The organism is Paenibacillus assamensis DSM 18201 (assembly GCF_000422445.1).
GTDB lineage: Bacteria > Bacillota > Bacilli > Paenibacillales > Paenibacillaceae > Paenibacillus_B > Paenibacillus_B assamensis.
The window spans coordinates 298,261-316,917 of record NZ_KE383839.1 but is presented as its reverse complement, the minus strand read 5'-3'; the positions used below and the strand labels follow the sequence as shown (position 1 = coordinate 316,917).

At 41.5% G+C, this 18,657-nt stretch carries 19 protein-coding genes; 3 read left to right on the top strand and 16 right to left on the bottom strand.

Translation table 11 applies throughout. The annotated features are described in order from the left end of the window. The first annotated feature begins 264 nt into the window (after positions 1 to 264). Positions 265 to 693, top strand: a complete 429-nt coding sequence (locus H580_RS0121500; protein WP_028596617.1) for a VOC family protein — start codon at positions 265 to 267, stop codon at positions 691 to 693. A gap of 136 nt (positions 694 to 829) precedes the next feature. Here the strand turns inward: H580_RS0121500 and H580_RS0121495 are convergent, their stop codons facing one another. The 6 genes from H580_RS0121495 to H580_RS0121470 all read right to left on the bottom strand — a co-directional run bounded on the left by H580_RS0121495 (position 830) and on the right by H580_RS0121470 (position 8,073). Further along, entirely contained in the window at positions 830 to 1,138 is a 309-nt protein-coding gene (locus tag H580_RS0121495) for a hypothetical protein (protein ID WP_028596616.1), read from the bottom strand. A gap of 262 nt (positions 1,139 to 1,400) precedes the next feature. Continuing rightward, positions 1,401 to 2,612 carry a macrolide family glycosyltransferase gene (locus H580_RS0121490; RefSeq protein ID WP_028596615.1) on the bottom strand — a complete coding sequence of 404 codons (1,212 nt, stop codon included), beginning with the start codon at positions 2,610 to 2,612 and terminating at the stop codon, positions 1,401 to 1,403. Positions 2,613 to 2,721: 109 nt separating this feature from the next. Continuing rightward, positions 2,722 to 4,140: an MFS transporter gene (locus H580_RS0121485; protein ID WP_028596614.1), complete on the bottom strand. Its 1,419-nt coding sequence runs from the start codon at positions 4,138 to 4,140 to the stop codon at positions 2,722 to 2,724. 90 nt (positions 4,141 to 4,230) lie between these two features. Next, on the bottom strand, positions 4,231 to 4,656 hold the full coding sequence (locus H580_RS0121480; RefSeq protein WP_028596613.1) for a MarR family winged helix-turn-helix transcriptional regulator: 426 nt from the start codon (positions 4,654 to 4,656) through the stop codon (positions 4,231 to 4,233). A 140-nt stretch (positions 4,657 to 4,796) separates the two neighbouring features. Further along, the gene (locus H580_RS0121475) at positions 4,797 to 6,242 is read right to left on the bottom strand and encodes a SulP family inorganic anion transporter (RefSeq protein WP_084509452.1); all 1,446 of its coding nucleotides are present in this window, start codon (positions 6,240 to 6,242) and stop codon (positions 4,797 to 4,799) included. A 160-nt stretch (positions 6,243 to 6,402) separates the two neighbouring features. Further along, positions 6,403 to 8,073, bottom strand: coding sequence for a ribonuclease J (locus H580_RS0121470; RefSeq protein ID WP_028596611.1), 1,671 nt, complete (start codon positions 8,071 to 8,073; stop codon positions 6,403 to 6,405). A 148-nt stretch (positions 8,074 to 8,221) separates the two neighbouring features. Here H580_RS0121470 and H580_RS0121465 point away from each other — a divergent pair, with 148 nt between their 5' ends. Next, on the top strand, positions 8,222 to 9,058 hold the full coding sequence (locus tag H580_RS0121465; protein WP_084509450.1) for a lipase family protein: 837 nt from the start codon (positions 8,222 to 8,224) through the stop codon (positions 9,056 to 9,058). On the opposite strand, the gene H580_RS0121460 is transcribed toward H580_RS0121465, so the two are convergent. The 10 genes from H580_RS0121460 to H580_RS0121415 all read right to left on the bottom strand — a co-directional run bounded on the left by H580_RS0121460 (position 9,055) and on the right by H580_RS0121415 (position 17,420). After that, the gene (locus tag H580_RS0121460) at positions 9,055 to 10,077 is read right to left on the bottom strand and encodes an amidohydrolase family protein (protein ID WP_051217635.1); all 1,023 of its coding nucleotides are present in this window, start codon (positions 10,075 to 10,077) and stop codon (positions 9,055 to 9,057) included. The genes H580_RS0121465 and H580_RS0121460 overlap by 4 nt on opposite strands. A gap of 144 nt (positions 10,078 to 10,221) precedes the next feature. Further along, positions 10,222 to 11,748 carry a serine hydrolase domain-containing protein gene (locus H580_RS0121455; RefSeq protein WP_028596608.1) on the bottom strand — a complete coding sequence of 509 codons (1,527 nt, stop codon included), beginning with the start codon at positions 11,746 to 11,748 and terminating at the stop codon, positions 10,222 to 10,224. Between the two features lie 49 nt (positions 11,749 to 11,797). Beyond that, positions 11,798 to 12,760 carry an ATP-binding cassette domain-containing protein gene (locus H580_RS26485; protein ID WP_051217633.1) on the bottom strand — a complete coding sequence of 321 codons (963 nt, stop codon included), beginning with the start codon at positions 12,758 to 12,760 and terminating at the stop codon, positions 11,798 to 11,800. Positions 12,761 to 12,930: 170 nt separating this feature from the next. After that, on the bottom strand, positions 12,931 to 13,077 hold the full coding sequence (locus tag H580_RS26895; RefSeq protein WP_281167991.1) for an ATP-binding protein: 147 nt from the start codon (positions 13,075 to 13,077) through the stop codon (positions 12,931 to 12,933). 14 nt (positions 13,078 to 13,091) lie between these two features. Further along, on the bottom strand, positions 13,092 to 14,033 hold the full coding sequence (locus H580_RS26890) for a sensor histidine kinase (protein WP_281167990.1): 942 nt from the start codon (positions 14,031 to 14,033) through the stop codon (positions 13,092 to 13,094). After that, entirely contained in the window at positions 14,030 to 14,668 is a 639-nt protein-coding gene (locus H580_RS25095) for a winged helix-turn-helix domain-containing protein (RefSeq protein WP_084509448.1), read from the bottom strand. Before H580_RS25095 ends, H580_RS26890 begins: the two co-directional genes overlap by 4 nt. Before the next feature lie 63 nt (positions 14,669 to 14,731). Continuing rightward, the gene (locus H580_RS0121430; RefSeq protein ID WP_157283049.1) at positions 14,732 to 14,977 is read right to left on the bottom strand and encodes a hypothetical protein; all 246 of its coding nucleotides are present in this window, start codon (positions 14,975 to 14,977) and stop codon (positions 14,732 to 14,734) included. Between the two features lie 15 nt (positions 14,978 to 14,992). Further along, positions 14,993 to 15,217, bottom strand: a complete 225-nt coding sequence (locus tag H580_RS0121425) for a hypothetical protein (protein WP_028596606.1) — start codon at positions 15,215 to 15,217, stop codon at positions 14,993 to 14,995. 167 nt (positions 15,218 to 15,384) lie between these two features. Beyond that, positions 15,385 to 16,485 carry a C45 family autoproteolytic acyltransferase/hydrolase gene (locus tag H580_RS0121420; protein ID WP_028596605.1) on the bottom strand — a complete coding sequence of 367 codons (1,101 nt, stop codon included), beginning with the start codon at positions 16,483 to 16,485 and terminating at the stop codon, positions 15,385 to 15,387. A gap of 461 nt (positions 16,486 to 16,946) precedes the next feature. Continuing rightward, positions 16,947 to 17,420 carry a MarR family winged helix-turn-helix transcriptional regulator gene (locus H580_RS0121415; RefSeq protein WP_028596604.1) on the bottom strand — a complete coding sequence of 158 codons (474 nt, stop codon included), beginning with the start codon at positions 17,418 to 17,420 and terminating at the stop codon, positions 16,947 to 16,949. Between the two features lie 148 nt (positions 17,421 to 17,568). Between H580_RS0121415 and H580_RS0121410 the strand changes: the two genes are divergently transcribed. Then, positions 17,569 to 18,147, top strand: coding sequence for a DUF3238 domain-containing protein (locus H580_RS0121410; protein WP_028596603.1), 579 nt, complete (start codon positions 17,569 to 17,571; stop codon positions 18,145 to 18,147). The last annotated feature ends 510 nt before the right edge of the window (positions 18,148 to 18,657 follow it).

Below are 18,657 nucleotides of genomic sequence, written 5' to 3'. Positions count from 1 at the left end.
CCGGTAAATTTTTTTTTACTGTTGTTCGAAATTCATCTTAGCACGGCCAATCCGATTTGGTCAAATATCCCACTTTGCTAGATCTGCCTTTTGTTCCTTATATAGCGGTATTTTTGTAAGTGAATCGGATAAAACTATGCCATAGAGAAAAGGATTGGGATTTATCTAAATGCGAACATATATTTGCATTTTTCATTTTACGTGATACAATATGATCGAAATTCGAAATGAAGCACTACATATCTATGTTGAGGAGTGAATATGATGTCCATCGAAGTATATCTTAATTTTAATGGCAATTGTCGCGAAGCGGTGACGTTTTATGCAGAGGTGTTTGGAACAGAGCAACCTGAAATTATGGCCTTTGGCGATGCTCCGCCATCCCCAGACTTTACGCTTCCAGAGGAAGCAAAGGATCTAGTTATGCACACTCGCATTAACATCAATGGCAGTACGGTGATGTTCTCCGATGTGTTCCCTGACATGCCGTTCGTAGTTGGTAACAACGTCAGCCTCACTTTCGTTGGCGATGATATCGAAGAAATTCAATCTGCATTCCATAAGCTCAAAGAAGGCGGTAAAGTAGCGATGGAACTTCAAGAAACATTTTGGAGTAAATGTTACGGCAGCTTAACGGATAAGTTTGGCATTGAGTGGCAGTTCAATCTTCGCAGTGAAGAGGACTGTGGCTAAATCAACCTAGGTTAGCAGCGGGAACTGGATGGTTTCAGTAGAACAGAGATCTATCCTCGTTTCACCCCCTTCCTAATATAAAGTTAAAGAGCATCTTCGTAAGCACAAGGCTTATTGAAGATGCTCTATCGTTTCTTTATTCACTGATTTTTATTTTAAAAACATTATCCAAGTTTCCCTCAAGTCTTTTCTTCAATGGAACCTTTACATCTCTGCTTAGTTCTTTGAAGAAGGTCTCTGCATCACAATTCACATTGTCCGCATGAACGAGTAGAACATTGTCACTAATGATATTAGGATTGGATTCATGATCAACCGCTACCTCAATATCATACTTTTTCTTTAACGTATTCATATATCTTGAAAAGATTTCGAGTAGCTCCTCGTTGCTGAAATTAGCAATCGCTAATTTTCCTTTGTTCGTAAAGGTCAATTCAACTCGCATCATTCACTCTCCCTTTCTGTTCAACCATATTTTTAAAACCCGCAGCTTCTCTCGCTGGACTGGTTATTAAGAAAAGGCTACTTTTATTGTACCATTTTTCTCACGAATTTTATATAGTTTAATTCTTACAACAGTTAAACACCTTTGTCTTAGTTAGTATGCAACCAAAATACCAACTATAAAACAAAGAAAGACGCCAGAATTATTTTCTGACGTCGAACTTATATATCCAAGTTTATTTTATACAATGACAATCATTTATTTATTGCTTTACTTTGGAGAAATGTGAAATGATCACATCTGCTGCTTGAATGTATCCCCCTGCTAGACGTAAGGATTCACCAATGTGATAAGCTTGCTGCCTATAGCTTGAGTCTGTTAGCACCTTCATCAATGCTTCTCTCAGACATTCGGGTGTCAATGTATGATGATCGAGCGTAATCCCTGCTCCGAGTTCTTCTACTCGATTGGATACTAACGGTTGGTCTGACGTTAATGGAATCATAACCATTGGAACATTATAATACAACGCCTCACTCACACTGTTCATCCCAGCATGTGTGACAAATGCAGCGGAACGTTCAAGTACCTCCAACTGTGGAATGTACGGGCGAACAATGAAGTTAGAAGGAATGTAATCAGCCAATGGCCCCATATCCGTATCTTTGCCTGAAGCTAGTATAAATTGGATCGGCAAGTGTTGAAAAGCTTCAAAACACAGCTTATAAAACGCCAGATCTCGGTTCAAAATCGTTCCCATCGCGATGTAAACGGTCTGTTTGTTTGGGTCTAGGAGCTGATCAAAGGGAAGAATGGGTGCATCTTTACGTGGTACAACAGAAGTTCCAGCAAAATAGAAGCTGGCATCCAACTGTTCCGCTTTAGGCTGCAAGTAGCGACTTGTGTATACAAGCTTAAGCTGACCGGCATGCTTCGTAAGTTCCTGTATCGTTGGAGCCGGTACGTTAAACTGGACGGCTAGCTGATGTGCCAACTCCAACGTTGATTCATATACATTTTCAACGTCATCATCAATGAATCCTTGCTCTGAACCAAGTGGCTCTACGAATGCAAAGGATGCAATCGAACATACCGCAGGAATATCCAGTCTCTGTGCAATTATCGTACCTCCCCACCCCATCAAGGAGTCAAAGATAAAGTAATCATACGTATCGCCTTCGATAACTTTTAGTATTTCAGGAACAATTTTCTGAATTATGCCACGAACGACCATGTTCGCAAACTGGGATGGATGTTTATATGGAGCAGGCTTCAAGTCTGGATCATAGGAGAATGGGTCTACTTGAAATGGGTAAGCTCGAAATTCTGCGCCCGTTTGAAGCACTTTATTTCGATATTCCTCTGTACACACATATACAACCTCTTCACCACGGTCTATGAGCTGCTTCACCAAGCCAAGTGTAGGGTTCACATGCCCTTCAGCAGGAATATTAACGATTAACACGCGTGCCATATGTATACCGCCTCCAATATAGTAGGATTAACTTTGAATGATTGAGCTGCGCAGAATGTAGTGTAGGAAACATGATGCCAGAGCTAAACGATTTGCGCGGCGTAGAATGTTAAGAGATGTGGTTGGTTGTTCCAGCTTGAACAACTCGCTTCTTCTTCGTAACACGGAAAGAAGTAATGAAGCTAATGATCGCAAACAACAATTGAAGTGATAGCACCAGGACAATTCCTGTCGTTATGCCCCAGTCGAATGTATCACTTATCGCTACTAAAGCTCCGCTAATGCCTATACTTAATCCAATACTAAAGGAATCAATGAACTGAAGAATAGCGGAAACCTCCCCTTCTTCCCCAGCATTTGCGTGCTGCAAAGCGATGGCTGCCGTTGTCGGATTCGCCAAGCCTGCGCCGAAGCCGATAATAATTTGTGATATGGTTGCGATCAAGATACCTCCACCTGTTGAAGCGATGGCTGCAATGACGAGCGCTACTCCAGCAATAATGAAGCTGACGCCAATGTGAATTCTTATTTTTCTACCCTTGCCCTGATCCCTTGCATCAAGCACAGACAGCAGCCATGCCGCTCCTGACCAACTCAATGCACCTGCAGCTACAATTAAGCCTGCCAACTCTTCTGATAAGCCTTTCACTTCAACAAGTGCCAACACAACAAAGCTTTCTGTAGCGAAATAACAGGCCACATACATTCCTCGTGTAGCAATTGTTGCTGGCAATCCTGATGCTATTGAAAATGTACCTTCTGGAAGCAGCTTGCTCAAAGGCTTCATCATAATAATTAGGCCCAGTATAGCAAGCAATATCCCTGTCCAATTGGGTAACCAGCCCAAGCCGGTCAATAAAATGCCTGTTCCTACGGCAAGTAGGATCGCATGTAATTCCTTGTAGTTTTGTTTACGGGATGATGAAGATCTAGGTGAAGGTAACGTGCGAAAAGTAGGAAGCGTTAATACTAAAGCGAATACAATGATGGGGAGGACCATTAAAAATACAAACCTCCACGATACATGGGCAGCTGCATACCCTGCTATATAAGGTCCGATTAACGCGGGCAGCACAAATGCCATGGAAAATGAGGCTAATATTTTCGTTCGAAGTGAATCTGGATAATGAACGGCAGCACTATAATACACGCACGTAATAAGCGCGCCCGCTCCAAAACCTTGAAATGCCCTTCCGATAATAAGAATGAGCATATGTGACGATATAGCCGCTACTACAATCCCTACCACAAAAATAACAAATGACAAAATCATGCTCTTGAAGACCCCGTGCTTATCTATCCGCTTGCCGATAACAATGGTCCCGATAATCTGATTCAACAAGAACGCACTAAAAATCCATCCATATAAATGGAGACCATCCAGCTCTTGTGCTATCGTCGGTGCAACTGTCGTAATCGCCAATCCTTCAAAAGCCACGGTAGAAATAGCTAATATAATGCCTATCGTTAAGGCACGATATGGAGCACCAAATATACTTGGTTGTATCGCTTCCGATGCCGATGTCATAACCGATCGCTCCCTTATATACTTGTCGTAACGGTAATTGTCATAACAACTATATGTCCAAAAATGGAGGACCAATAACTCGTCTCGTAGTTATAGATCCTTTACATTGTTGTATATAATCGCCAACGTCCTTCTGAAATTTTCGACTTCTTCTTCCGTCAAACCAGCGATGGTTTTGTTAAAAGCTTCAGTCGACGGTTCCATAATATCCTCTTCTATATTACGTCCCTTATCCGTTAAGAACACTCGTAATGATCGCCTATCCGTCTCATGAGTAACTCGGTGGATAAACCCCTTCTTCTCAAGCTTGAAAAGCATACGAGCGATGTTGGCTTGATCTTTATACAATCTTTCCGCCAATTCCTTTTGAGTAATGCCCTCCTTTTCCCACAATGTAACGAGAATTTCCCACTGATCAACAGTGATATCAAATGGGTCGCATACTTTCTGATAATACTGATTAAGCTTTAAATCTGCCCGGTGAACGATGACACCGATATACTTTTCTAACTCCAAAGAATGCCCTCCATTTTTTAACATCAAATATAGTTGTTATGACAATTATATGTACTTCCTTTTATGAAGTCAATCCGCAAGAAACAAAAAAGAACTGCAATTTTTTGAAACGCAGTCCTTTCTTGAATCGCTATTTATTGCTATCTATGCCCTTCATGAACGGTAAGATGATTTATTAAATTTTGGCTGGATGAGTTAAGACCTATCATGCTAACTTGATTGCCATTCTCTCGATATTTGAGAACCACTTTATCAACAGCACCAACACCTGAGTCATCCCATAAATGGGCTTTTGAGAAATCAATAACGATTTCCTGTCCGGTGCTATTCCAATCAAATGCATTGACGAAAGTATTGGTTGAAGCAAAGAACAGCTGCCCTTCCACTTGGAATATCTGTTTTTCTCCATCTATTTTTTTGATAACTTTAATCTTCGATATTTTTGCTACAAAGAAAATCGCGCTTAACAGCACGCCAGCAATAACACCTTTGGACAAATCATGAGTCGCTACAACAATAGTAACCGTTGCCAGCATGACAAATGCATCTGACTTCGGTGCTTTTTTCAAGTAGGTAAAGGATGACCAATCAAATGTCCCTATACATACTACAACCATAATACCAGCCAGCACAGGCATCGGAATTTGAACAACCAAATCACCAAGTACAATAATAAGGAACATTAAAAACATGCCTGATACAAAGGTGGAAAGTCTACCTCGCCCACCCGATTTTACATTTATAACCGTTTGGCCAATCATCGCACAACCTGCCATTCCGCCAAAAAAGCCATTTACGACGTTCGCAATCCCTTGACCCCGTGCTTCCTTATTTTTATTGCTGCTTGTGTCCGTCATATCATCAACGATGGAGGAAGTAAGTAACGATTCCAGCAACCCTACAATTGCCAAAGCAAGCGAATATGGGAAAATAATCGCAAGTGTCTCCAACGTGAAAGGAACATTCGGTATAAAGAATGAAGGCAAGGTTTGCTGAATACTGCCCAAGTCCCCTACTGTTCTAAGGTCCATGTTCCAAATCATCGCAGCTGCTGTTAATATAACAATCGCAATAAGCGGTGCTGGTATCGTTTTAACATATTTCGGAGTCATATAAACAATAAGCAACGTGATTCCAACAAATACATAAGTTACAGTTGAAATGCCTATGATATGCTGCAGCTGTGCCATAAATACTAATATTGCCAACGCATTAACAAACCCAATCATAACTGCTCGTGGGATAAATTTCATTACATGAGCCACTTTACACACGCCGAAAATAATTTGAATAATACCGGTTAATATGGTTGCCGCCAACAAGTAATTCAGACCATGCTCTTTCACCAATGGCACCATTAATAGTGCCATCGCACCTGTCGCAGCTGAAATCATACCTGGGCGACCACCTACAAATGAAATAATAACAGCTATACAAAATGATGCGTACAAGCCAACCATCGGGTCGACTCCTGCAATAATTGAGAAAGCTATAGACTCGGGAATAAGAGCCAAGGCAACAACAATCCCTGCCAAAATATCTGCTCTTATATTAGAGAACCATTCTTTCTGTATTCTCTGCAACACTTCTCCACCCCATATTTTATGATAATAAAAATGCAAAATATTAGTTTATCATTTCTCTTACCGAAATGGAATTAGAATGTAATATGTTTATTGTCAGCCAACCTAAAAAAGCTGGACAGCTCACAGCTGACCAGCTTACAAATACAATACACATCTAAGGCTACACCTCAATAATAATCGGCAAAATGATAGGACGTCTTTGCGTACGAGCGTACAGAAACTGCCCAAGTGTATCTTTTAATGTCTTTTTCATTACACTCCATTGATTCATTTTTTCATGCTGCATTTTCTCAACGGTTCCAATGACAAGCTGGTTAATATCTTCAATAAGCTCCTCAGAATTACGAACATATACAAAGCCTCTCGAAATCGTATCAGGTTCCGTTAACAGCTTGCCTTCTGTTTTACTTAATGTAATAACGACGATTAATATACCGTCATCTGACAATTGGCGGCGATCCCGCAGCACGATATTGCCAATATCGCCAATGCCAAAGCCATCTACTAACGTTTGACCTGCTGGAATATGTCCAAATTGACGAACAACTCCATTTAAAGACTCTACAACTTCGCCATTTTTTAAAATAAACACGTTATCTCGATTAACACCAACAGATTCAGCAAGCTCGCGATGCAAATACAACATACGGTATTCACCATGAATCGGAATAAAATACTCAGGCTTCATTAACGTAAGCATAAGCTTCAATTCCTCTTGGTTACCGTGCCCAGAAACATGCAATTCACTACGAGAACCGTAGATGATCTTTGCCCCTAATGCGTACAAATTATCTACGATACGAGCGACATTGCGTTCATTCCCAGGAATAGGGTTGGCTGCAATGATGACCGTGTCCCCCGCATCCACTTTCATTTGACGATGAGAAGAACCGGCCAACCGAGCAAGTGCAGCCATAGGCTCGCCCTGACTGCCTGTACAAAGAACCGTGCATTGCTCAGGTGGGAGTTTAGCAGCCTCTTGTACATCCATAATCATACCTGACGGGACTGACAAATATCCAAGCTCTTGCGCAACCGACACAACATTGACCATCGTACGACCTAACAAGCTTAGTTTACGGTTTGTTTGAGCCGCAGCATCAATCACCTGTTGAAGCCGATACACATTCGAAGCAAATGTTGAAACAAATACACGACCACTTGCTTTATTGAACGCTTCTTTTAAATGTGCTCCAACGATACTTTCCGACGCTGTAAACCCTGGCCGCTCCGCATTGGTGCTCTCGGATAAAAGTACACGTACACCCTTCTTACCGATTTCAGCCATACGGTGAAGATCAGGATATTGTTTATTAACAGGTGTCATATCAAATTTAAAATCACCAGTATGTACGACCGTTCCTTCAGGCGTATCAAATACGATACCAAGGCAATCTGGAATACTGTGATTCGTAGGGAAAAATGAACACGTTATCGTGCCAAGTTCAATTTGTGAATCTGTGTTAATGCATGTCATGCTCGTTTCATGTAGAATCCCATGCTCCCGCAGCTTAATTTCAATAAGTCCAAGCGTTAACCTTGAGGCGAAGATAGGTACCTGCATTTGTTTTAAAAAGTAAGGAATTCCTCCAATATGATCTTCATGTCCATGTGTGACCACCAATGCACGAACTTTATCTTTATTCGATAACAAGTAGCTAATATCAGGAATAATCAGATCGATGCCTAACAGACTTTCATCTGGAAATTTGGAGCCACAGTCGATAACGACAATGTCATTTCCATACTGGACAAGGTACATATTTTTTCCTATCTCATTGACTCCACCTAATGCCGCAATCAGCAGCCGTTTCTCATCGCTTTGTTTCATCCTTAACCCTCCGAATAACCATTGACCTATCTGTTACGTTTTCCTTAACGATATTTTTTCATTCGGCTTTTCTTGAGAGCTGACATAAACCATTACGCGGAAAATAGAGTGAGAATAGATCTGCTACTTCTAATTTTAAGGAGGTATAATGATGAGTTCTTCAATTGCTAGAACAGCGACAGACATCAATTGGACGGAGACTTTATTTTGGGCCAAAATGGTGAATTATGCTTATGAGATGTATAAATCCTCCCCTTGTAATCTTGCGCCTCTCCCACCTGCTGATTTCCCAGATGATTGGGAGGTTGAAATCTTATTGATCGTCCATCCCGTTGCCGTATTTTTCACCGAAACCAAATTCATCGGCTATGTCGCCCGTTCTACAAGTGATCCGACCCACGTTGCCGTCATATTCCGAGGAACAGAAACGGAATTAGAATGGTTGCTGGATGCGGAATTTGGCTTAGTTGAATTTACTGAAGTACCACATGCAGGTTACACAGAAAAGGGATTTACGGAATGTTATCGCACTTTGTATGGCACAAACACAGATGGCTCTAACGAGACCCCTTTCACGGAAGTTCTTGCTCAACTCACATCTAGTAGCGCTAAGATTACCATTGCAGGTCATAGCTTAGGTGGTGCGTTGGCTATTTTAACGGGGATATGCAGTGCAAACGTAACTCAAACGGAGGTCTATACGTATGCTGCGCCCATGACAGGAGATCCTACATTTTCTTCAGCTTATTGCCAGAGCATTCCAGACAATTATCGGGTATATAATGAACCTGATATTGTGCCAAAGCTGCCTGGAGAATGGTTTGGCTTCGTACAAGTTGGACCTGGGATTCCATTAAATTCGCTTGATTATCCTACCATCGGCCATTCTTTGAAAGATTATCACAGCATAAGCACCTATTTGTATATGTTAGAACATCCGACTTCTTCGAATGCACCTGCTCCCCATGTAAATCAATCCAATTAAATCCATTCAATCTTTAGCAGTCGTTCTGCATTATGATGGGCAATCCGCGCTTGATCTGCGGGGCTTACTGGGAGCTGTTCGAGAAATGCACGAGCTTCATGCATCGATGAGTATGGATAATCCGTAGAGAACATAATTCGTTCGACACCAACTTGGAGGAAAAGATCAAGAAATGCGGGCGTCCAATTGAATCCTGACACGGTATAATAAACATTTTCACGCAAATACGTACCTACGTTGTTTTTCAGCTTCGTCATTTGCGGAGGTAGGCTTCGCTCTAGTCTTGGCAGCATAAATGGAAGGGCCTCACCTAAGTGACCAACGATAACTTGTAATTGCGGATAACGATCGAATGCCCCGCTAAGGATCAAACGAAGAACATGATTGGCGGTATCAATATGCCACCCCCAAGCGGCTGTTGCCAATACGCCTGCTATATCCGAACTATAGTTTCTGGTGTAGACTTCCTTTATGACAGATTGTGAAGGTGGTGTTGGATGAAGATACAACGGGACTTGCAGCGCTTCGGCACGTTCGAGAATAGGCCAGAAATATTCATCGTCTAAGTAACGGCCCTGCGTATGTCCATTGATTAACGCTCCTTTGAATCCATGAGTTCGAACCATACGTTCCAGTTCATCCGCAGCCTTATCTGGAGAAGAAGTTGGGAGCGCAGCAAAGCCAGCGAAGCGTCTCGGAAATCGCTGAACCGCATCGGCCAATGTATCGTTGACTTCATGGGCAAGTGCAACGGCTTCTGAATTGTCAAGTTGCTCCACACCTGGAGATGTTAGCGACAATACTTGCATATCGATACCCGCTGCATCCATCTCCGCTATCCTGCCTTCACCTATATCAGACAGCATCTCGATAAGCTTTGTAATACCTGCGGCTACTTGGGGATGAGCATGTGCCGCTTGTGCTTGCGCCTTGATCATTCGTCCCGGCCCCTCCATAAAGGATGGAGTCACAAAGTGTTCTTCTAACGCAATCGTACGAATAGACATTTTGTTTTCCATAATAACTACACCTCGCAGTATAAAATTTAGTCGAACTTGTCTATATAAGATCTTTATCCCATTTTATAAAAAAAGCAACTGCGTCTTAAATAACCCAGTTGCTTTCTCCTATTACACTCACACATCTATTACGACTTCAACTCTCTATGTCTCTAATCGTTTCTTCGTCGATAGCAGCATCAGACCATATACAAAATACACACTGCCTGTCACAAGCAGGCTGTACAAAGTAAACATAATAGTTGCCGGTGCCCATCTATCTACAAAGGTCCATGACATACCTCCAAGCAGTATATTGGGGAGGTTCAAAATAAGGATTATACCTGCTGCAAAGAGCACGGTGTGAATGACGAGCAATAATAACCTCTTCCCCTTTAATGCAGTACGGTATCTCTGTTGTTTGACTACTCTCTTCATACATAGAGCTATTAACATAAGACCGATAAGGCCTAATCCTCCTACAATAACAAATACATAGGTGGAGAATTGTTCTACCTTTAACATACCATCTGGTTGACTATTACCTTCTAGTTCCTTGCCATTCCATATATCCATGACGCCTTGGGCAATCGTAGTGGTCGTACTGCTCCTCATATTCGATAACACTGCTACTCCCATCTGTTCTTCCGGCAGCAATGTGATGTAAGAAGAGAAAGTGGGATTAGCTCCTGCATGATGGATGACTTTGTTAATACCTTGTTGTACTAACCAACCCGCTCCATAGTACGTATGTTCATCTAAAGGCTCAACGGACTGATCAGGCACATGAGAATCACCTATAAGGTGCGGATCCATGCCTTGCAACTGTACATCTCCAAGCTGAACATTCATCCACTTCGCTACATCGTTCGCGCTGCTGATGATGTAACCAGCTGATGTATTTCCGCGATAAATGGCTGGCGAATGTGCAGTAGGTACCGTAAATTGTAGTCGATAACCGATTGCCATATTAACTGGCGGTATTTTCTCTACACCAACTTTGGAATCGTTCATGCCAAGTGGTTGCAAAATATGCTGCTGCATATACGTTTCATAGGACTGCCCTGTCACCTTTTCAATGATGAGGCCTAATATATCGTAGTTAATGGTCGCATATTCATAGGAACTTCCTGGTTCACGGTTCAAAGGTTGGTTAAGTAACGTTCTTGCTGTTTGTTCAAGTGCATCATCAGCGTCGCTCTCTGGATAATACTGAATCGAAGTTGATGGGATTCCGCTAGTATGATAGAGCAAATCTCGAACCGTGATCGAAGCATGCTTGCCGTTGTAGTACAATTGTAACCACGGGATGAACGTTGTAATAAGATCCGTCCTCTTCAGCTTCCCTTCCTTTTCTAGCTGTAAAATGGCTAATCCCGTAAAGGCTTTACTTGTAGAAGCGAGCTCGAACAACGTATCTCCTGTGACTGGCTTCTTCGAAGCAACATCCGCATAGCCAAATCCATTTTGATAAGCGATATTCCCCTTCTCTACAATAATCAATGAAACTCCTGGAATTCGGCTTCCTTGCATTTGATTTTGCACAAACTGCTCTATTATTTTCGTTTTCTCTTTCTTAGATAAAAAATCTTGCGCCGCAACGTACTGCGGCAGTATACCACCCATGATCGCTATCACTATGAATATAAAAAAATACGTTTTCCATGCCGATGCGATTCGATGTTGGGTCATGATATAGCAATTTCTCTTCGCATCGCTTTTAGCTGTGTGATTAGTCGGCTTAATGATCATACCCTCCTCCTCGTGACCTCATAGATTTATTACTGTGCACAACATGATTCATATAGTCATGACAGGTTACTAAGAAATATATCGTCTGCATCGCAATATAAATACAGATGACTCCGAATGAATAGCTCCAATGCGCTAGCTGGAGAACATTATCCATCGCTTTCATCGCAAACGATGCATGAATAATCCCAACGATGCAAGGCACGTAAAAGATAATACCTAATTGCGCAACGATAATTTTTCTAATTTCGTCCGGTGTCATGCCGATGCGAGTCAATACGTTATACTGCTCCTGATCCTCACGCAGCTCTGTAAACAATTTAAAGTAAATCATGCTGCCTGCTGCAATAAAAAATAGCAAACTAATAAACATCCCACTAAATAAAATGAGTGCAAATAATCCTTCTGGATCTTCGTATTGTGTTTGTGCGCCATCTAGCTGCACGCTTCGTAACAGTGTATACACAGCACCTGATGCAGTTAGCATTACCGCGCTCAATATCGATACAATAAAGAGCATTCGCGCATTGTCTTTCAATTTATAAGCTAACTGGGCAATCATAATCATATTGGTGCGATTATAGTAGAATCTAGCATTCCCTTGAGCAAGCTGCAGCATATAGATACTAAGTTGTGTAAATAAAAAATACGTTCCTACCACAACTGTTACCATAATAAACGGGGCTAGCAGCACATCCTTCATCGATAAGGTGTGTACGAGATTGAATTCCTGAAATACAAAACCAAGCTGACGGCGTCGAAATAATGACAGCTCCTTATCCAATAATCCAAGAGGATTAACACCGTTAATTTCTATACTTCCCGACGTTGGCCGATCCATGGTAGCCAATAAATGAAGAAGCGTTGTTTTGCTGCTGCCAGATGGCCCCATAATGCCGACAAATTCCCCTTCTTCTATTTCTAAATCGATGTCGTTTAGTGCCGTGGTCATGATGTTCCCTTTGGAACTGTATATTTTTCCAAGCCCCTGCGCTTTTAGTATAGTCGTCCTCTAGTCCCTCTCCCAAGCTGTATGTGTATCAGGTACGCTTACTACGTAAGTATAGGCTTCCACAAGCATGGCTCACATCGATTAAGATGACAAATGGTTTGAAATCAACCTTACAAATTTGTCACTTTGAAATCCATTCGATGAATACTCTTTGCCTCAAATGATACCGTAAAGGTTGTGCCCTTGCCCACTTCAGAATGTACATTCAACCTGTGACCAAGTCTATCGCATACCTGTTTCGCCAAGTACAGGCCCATTCCGGTGGACTCTTCTACAGAACACCATTTTCACCGGTAAAGAACGGATCAAATACTCTTGGCAAATCATATGAGGGTATGCCAATGCCTTCATCTATTACATTCAGCTTCACTTCATGTTCGTTCTGTTCCATATGAAAATGCAGACGTTTGGGACCTGATCTGCCCTTGCTGTATTTGATCGCATTGGTTACCAATTGATTGAGTACGAACGTCATCCATTTCATATCTGTTTCTACCCAAGCCTCTCCAACGATCTGAGGAGTGATGGAATGACGGATACAGAGACGTTTATGATCAATGATCACATCACGAATCAACTCATGCAGTGAGAATCGCTTACAATGTAAATCGATCTCAAATTTATCAATCCGCGCTGAATACAGCAGCATTTCCAGACCTCTCATCATCCGATCGGCCTCATCCTGTATATCTGAAATAAACTGATACTGCTCTTGATCAGAAAAAGGAATCTGCTGTATCGCTTCCTGCATAAGTAAATCCATAACCGAAACAGGTGTTTTCATATTGTGGACCCACTGTAATACAAAATGATTATGCCTCTCCTGCTGACGGTGATAGCTGCGAAGCTCATTCAGATAAGCTGATTGCTGTTGTTCCAATAAACGAGCAACTAGCCGTTGTTCTTGCGTTACCGTAGACTGTATGATTGCAGCGGCTTGCATCACAGGTGGATGTTCAATCGCAATATGTAACTGCCGATAGTAAGCACGCTGCCGGATGAAGTCTATTACCAACCACACTCCAATAAAAAAGAGTGATACGATAATAAAGTATGTAGTGGTACCGATATCATTAATACCTTTACTTAGACGCACTCTGTCTAATTCCATTAGTACGACGCCAAGTACAATAATGACGAGCGCTGTTAGAAAAAACAATAAACGATCCCGTATAAATAGAACTGCTGTGCTATGTGTTCCCTGTTTGTTCATAGATGCATCCTCTGATCCTTCGACTCCTTCTCATTCTTTATATCTGTTTCGAGCACCATTTTATAGCCAAGGCCTCGCACGGTCACAATGACCTCTGGCAGTCCAAGTTCCTCAAACTTTTTCCTCAACCTAGTGACGTTCACCGTCAACGTATTATCGTCTACGAACTCTGCTTTATCCCATAGCACTTCCAACAATCGATCACGTGTAATCGTCCTGCCAAGATGCTGCATAAAGCATTCCACTAACAATTGCTCATTCTTCGTAAGCACGATCTTTTCCTGCTTCCATATCAGTTCATTTCTACTAAGATTAAGTCGCAACCCTTCTGCACTTAATTCGGAATCAGGAGGAGCTAGTGTCGACGTATCTGCATACTCGCCGTATACTCTCCGCAGCACTCCTTTTATTTTTGCCATTAAGAGATCAAGAGAAATCGGCTTGGTAATATAGTCGTCTCCGCCATGTTCGATGGCCATCACCTGGTGCATTTCACCTTCTCTTGCTGATATAAAAATAATTGGTACATTTGAATTCTTTCGAATTTGTCTGCACCAATAATAGCCGTCAAAGTATGGCAAGTTAATATCTAGTAGTACTAGATTCGGTGCATACGCATTCAACTCTGTTACAATATCGCTGTATTACCAGCACAAAACAACCTCCAACGTCATTTGACATTGGAGGCTATAATAAGTTTATGATCCAGCAGCACCGTTGGAACTTGCTTTGTAAATGCCATAGCGGAACAAGTTTAAGCACTTTCTTAGCTCTTGAAACACCACATTCAGTTCTTCATCTATGCGGTCTAGGTTCCCTTCACTTGCAATGATTAGCTTCTCAATTCGTTGTGTAGCTGAATCGAGAATAAAAGTAACCGCATGTAAAATATCCTCAACATGACATTCATCCATCATTATACAAATAAATGAATGTGTGAGCAATCTCCGACTCTTTCTTTAATGCGAATGCAATCCATGATGATGTGAAGATGACTTCGGTGTATGAGGTGGGCTTGGTTCAACCTTCAAATCTTCCATTTTGACAAGATCGTACGTCTTAATCGATTTCTCTAATTCTTTCTTCTCCATCAGCTTCCCGTTGTAAATAACGGCGGAGATACGAGTAGTGTTCCGAATATCCTCCAGCGGGTTCGCTTCCAGCAATACAAGATCAGCGAGCATATGGAGAATCTTCATCCTATTTACATAAAAGAACGATAAATGGCTAGGGTCAACAAATCTAGTTTTGATTTGTTGACCCTTTCTCTTTCTGTGAATATGGACATTCTATTTGTGATATGAAAATATATAGTATTTCAGTTTAATCACTCACTATAATTTTACAGTTATTATCTCATGATTTTCCAGAAGCCCACTCCATAGTTCTTGTTAGACAACTCAACTGGAATTTCCGTCTTTGCAAAATGTTCACCGACTTGTAATGTATAGGATGTATTTTGCAAGGAAGATCCAAACGAAAACTCAAGTTGGCCATCCGTAACATTAAACAATACGGAATGAACCGTTCCAAACTTCTCGTTATAATTATGAACGGTCAACCCCTTCGGAAACTCCGTCGAGAGAAGCTCTTTCATTTCGTCTACTGTTCTCTTACCATTTTCACTACATTTATTTTCTAAGAGATTATATCGTAGTTGAGATTGTTCTAACTTGCCTAGTTCAAGAGCTTCAATTTCGGCAAATAGTCCATGATTGGTTGCAAGTAAATAGTCTTGTTCTGCCTTTTTAACTACTTTCACTCCGTCATAGGTTCCAACTAGAGCTGCATCCCCACTGGAATCCGCTAAAAGTAAATTCATATTCGTTCCCACAGGCATATTCATAACTGCATAGACGGCTTCTTCAACGTTTTTGCACGCTTCTAGTACGGCTCTTACTATCACCATAAACTGCAATCCAGCAGTTGCTGGCGCTCTCATCCCTGGATAATGACCTATTGGCATACCGCACGAAGCAAAGGCTGCACAAAGACCTTTCTCATTCAACCCTTCACTTCGACCGAAGGTAGACACCGAGAAACCTGTATGTGTGTATTTTCCATTTACCTTTGTGGTACAAAGTCGCATATCCGAAATGTCAGGAGAGAGGTCATAGTTTCGTAATACGTATGTTTTGCCGTCGACCATTTTACGAGGCAAAATAGCACCTATACTACATCCCCCAGGTATTAACCACCCATCGTTATAAAACTTTAATTGCTGCGGATCACGACCAAACCCTTGCGCAAAGCCCTCTAACTCTTCATTTAATCCTGGACAATACTTTGCGATTTGCGATCTCTTTTCCAGATAGGCGCTGTCAGAAACGGATTGTTCCGTAAAAAATATCTCCTTAGCATGTGCATGTTCAGCGTACTCTAAAGCTTGTTGTTCCCCCACCTCATATGAACTTCCAATCAGATAAGCGAATTTTCCTGTATACATGTTCATTCCAAGCTCCCCATTCTGTATGTGTATAGCAAGATGCATATAGTCTTGCTGTACACAGCATACAGTCTCCAGTAACTGGAGAGTTAACTGCTAAATCGTTTCGTCCATTGAGGACATGAAGCGGAGCTCTAATGCGACTATTCCTATTAACAAAGACCTTATTATTCATTATGAACTATTTTCGTTTATGGGTATTTTAAAATACTGGCTTGATCAAGACCCCCACACGACTTTCTCCAGAAGATATGGCGAAGCAGTTAATATCGATTTATGAATTCGAAGCTATGCGAAGTATCGAAGAAAAAGCAAGCAATGAGGATTGAAACAGCCTGTGCACAGGCTACTCTATAAATAACATAAAAAAACCTCTAGTCCCATCAATTGCTGATGAGTTAGAGGATTCCTAACAGCGATTGGTTCCACCAATGTTTGGTGTCACTGGCTTACTTGTTCGGCTTTGTTTACCAAACTGGCCTAGCTCCCGATGGAACTTGTCCTCCATTAGCTTTACTAACTAACGTTGTTAAATCCTCTTTGAGTAAATTCATTCTTTCCACACCGATTCGCTCTGCCCAACACTTTTCAATCTCTGCAACTATTTTTTCCTTTGCTTGTATGGCTAACTTCCCGCGTTCAGTGAGCACAATCAATTTTCCTCTCATATCTGTGGGATGATTAGTACGTTCGACGTATCCATTTTCCTCTAGATGATCAACCATTTTGCTCACAGCCTGCTTCGTAATCCCCAGATACTCTGCTATCTCTATGCCTGTTGCACCATCAGGCACGATACGTTTAAACAGAAAGCCATGTGCTGGTCTTATATGTTCAAATCCTAATTCATGCAGCTGTTGATGAAGTTCCCGAATCATTAAGTTAATACTTGTCGCCAGTAATACAGGAAGGTCGGTTCCCACATCTTTTTGCTCATTCATATCAATCTCTCCTCAAATGTAGTCAATCAAGTTGACTTTCTCTAATTAACATTGTACAGTCTGATATATAGTCAATCAAGTTGACTTTTAAAATTTTAATTATTATTTATGTTAGTCAACCAGATTAAAACAACTCTGGAGGTTCTATATGATTATCAAAATTAGAGCAAGTGTGTTTATTCCGCTATCTTGGACTTATCCCGAACAGGATACGGTGACTGGAAATATCAAGCAGTTCGAAGGGGATTCACGCGAATTCACTCCCTACGCCGTAAACACAATGCGCTCTAGAGTCGAGCAAGAAGTTACTGTAGATTTTCAAAAAAAAGAAGTATTTAATTATAAAAATACGGGGATTACAACAGAACGTATTACGAGCCCAGATGGTTCGATTCAGTTACGACAAGGTAAGGCTAGCACAGACGGTATCCAATGTACCGATATTGTATGGGGCTCGGAAGATGTTAGCTTTAAAATGAGAGCAAGTGCTAGCAATCCTTTGAACGATAAGGCACCTCCAGTCGACTACTTACTAGCCGTAAAAGTAACTAATTATGGCACGGTAACGATTGCAGGCGCACATGATGGTTTCCCATGTTTTGAATTTTATCAACAGATCGATTTCGGTCTATTCGAGACCATCTATACGCATGACTATAGAAAAACGGGAGATACACCGGCTGCACTAGCTGGTGACATGGAGTATAAGTTTAGGTACTATAGCTAATCAACAGAGTTGAATCCATGTGATGTGCAAGGATTTGAAAGGACTTCTGCCAAGGAGTCCTTTTTCACTCGTCTGCTGGACCGGGCACTCACAGGGTTTGTAGGCATTTTGGACTAACGTCGCTGGAACAGCAAGTCTATAATGTATTTAGCCATGTAGGTAACGTTACCTATGAACATCGGATCGAAAATAAAGTTGTACAGGATCGCAGGCATATTGATGGGATATCCTTAAGCCAGCAAGCGTGATCTGTTTCTAGATTTATTCGATGGCAAACAGGTTATTGACGTGGAAGGCAGATTTCCAGTTTATGCTGTTCAAAGAAGAAAAAAAGCAGGTCCTTAAAGGACTTGCTTTTTTAATGGAAACAGAATGGCTATACCTTTTATATAGAAGTACCCGGTGGATTTACCGTGGAAATTCTATGTTAGCAATAACTCGAAATACGGACTATGATCTATATGCACCAGCTAGCTATTCCATATAAAGAACGTGCCAATCCAATCGACA

What these genes read in the sequence shown, in the direction of transcription:
- H580_RS0121500 (WP_028596617.1), top strand. Translation starts at nt 265, where the DNA reads ATGTCCATCGAAGTATATCTTAATTTTAATGGCAATTGTCGCGAAGCG.
- H580_RS0121495 (WP_028596616.1), bottom strand. Translation starts at nt 1,138, where the DNA reads ATGCGAGTTGAATTGACCTTTACGAACAAAGGAAAATTAGCGATTGCT.
- H580_RS0121490 (WP_028596615.1), bottom strand. Translation starts at nt 2,612, where the DNA reads ATGGCACGCGTGTTAATCGTTAATATTCCTGCTGAAGGGCATGTGAAC.
- H580_RS0121485 (WP_028596614.1), bottom strand. Translation starts at nt 4,140, where the DNA reads ATGACATCGGCATCGGAAGCGATACAACCAAGTATATTTGGTGCTCCA.
- H580_RS0121470 (WP_028596611.1), bottom strand. Translation starts at nt 8,073, where the DNA reads ATGAAACAAAGCGATGAGAAACGGCTGCTGATTGCGGCATTAGGTGGA.
- H580_RS0121465 (WP_084509450.1), top strand. Translation starts at nt 8,222, where the DNA reads ATGATGAGTTCTTCAATTGCTAGAACAGCGACAGACATCAATTGGACG.
- H580_RS0121460 (WP_051217635.1), bottom strand. Translation starts at nt 10,077, where the DNA reads ATGGAAAACAAAATGTCTATTCGTACGATTGCGTTAGAAGAACACTTT.
- H580_RS0121455 (WP_028596608.1), bottom strand. Translation starts at nt 11,748, where the DNA reads ATGACCCAACATCGAATCGCATCGGCATGGAAAACGTATTTTTTTATA.
- H580_RS26485 (WP_051217633.1), bottom strand. Translation starts at nt 12,760, where the DNA reads ATGACCACGGCACTAAACGACATCGATTTAGAAATAGAAGAAGGGGAA.
- H580_RS26895 (WP_281167991.1), bottom strand. Translation starts at nt 13,077, where the DNA reads ATGGGCCTGTACTTGGCGAAACAGGTATGCGATAGACTTGGTCACAGG.
- H580_RS26890 (WP_281167990.1), bottom strand. Translation starts at nt 14,033, where the DNA reads ATGAACAAACAGGGAACACATAGCACAGCAGTTCTATTTATACGGGAT.
- H580_RS0121425 (WP_028596606.1), bottom strand. Translation starts at nt 15,217, where the DNA reads ATGCTCGCTGATCTTGTATTGCTGGAAGCGAACCCGCTGGAGGATATT.
- H580_RS0121420 (WP_028596605.1), bottom strand. Translation starts at nt 16,485, where the DNA reads ATGAACATGTATACAGGAAAATTCGCTTATCTGATTGGAAGTTCATAT.
- H580_RS0121415 (WP_028596604.1), bottom strand. Translation starts at nt 17,420, where the DNA reads ATGAATGAGCAAAAAGATGTGGGAACCGACCTTCCTGTATTACTGGCG.
- H580_RS0121410 (WP_028596603.1), top strand. Translation starts at nt 17,569, where the DNA reads ATGATTATCAAAATTAGAGCAAGTGTGTTTATTCCGCTATCTTGGACT.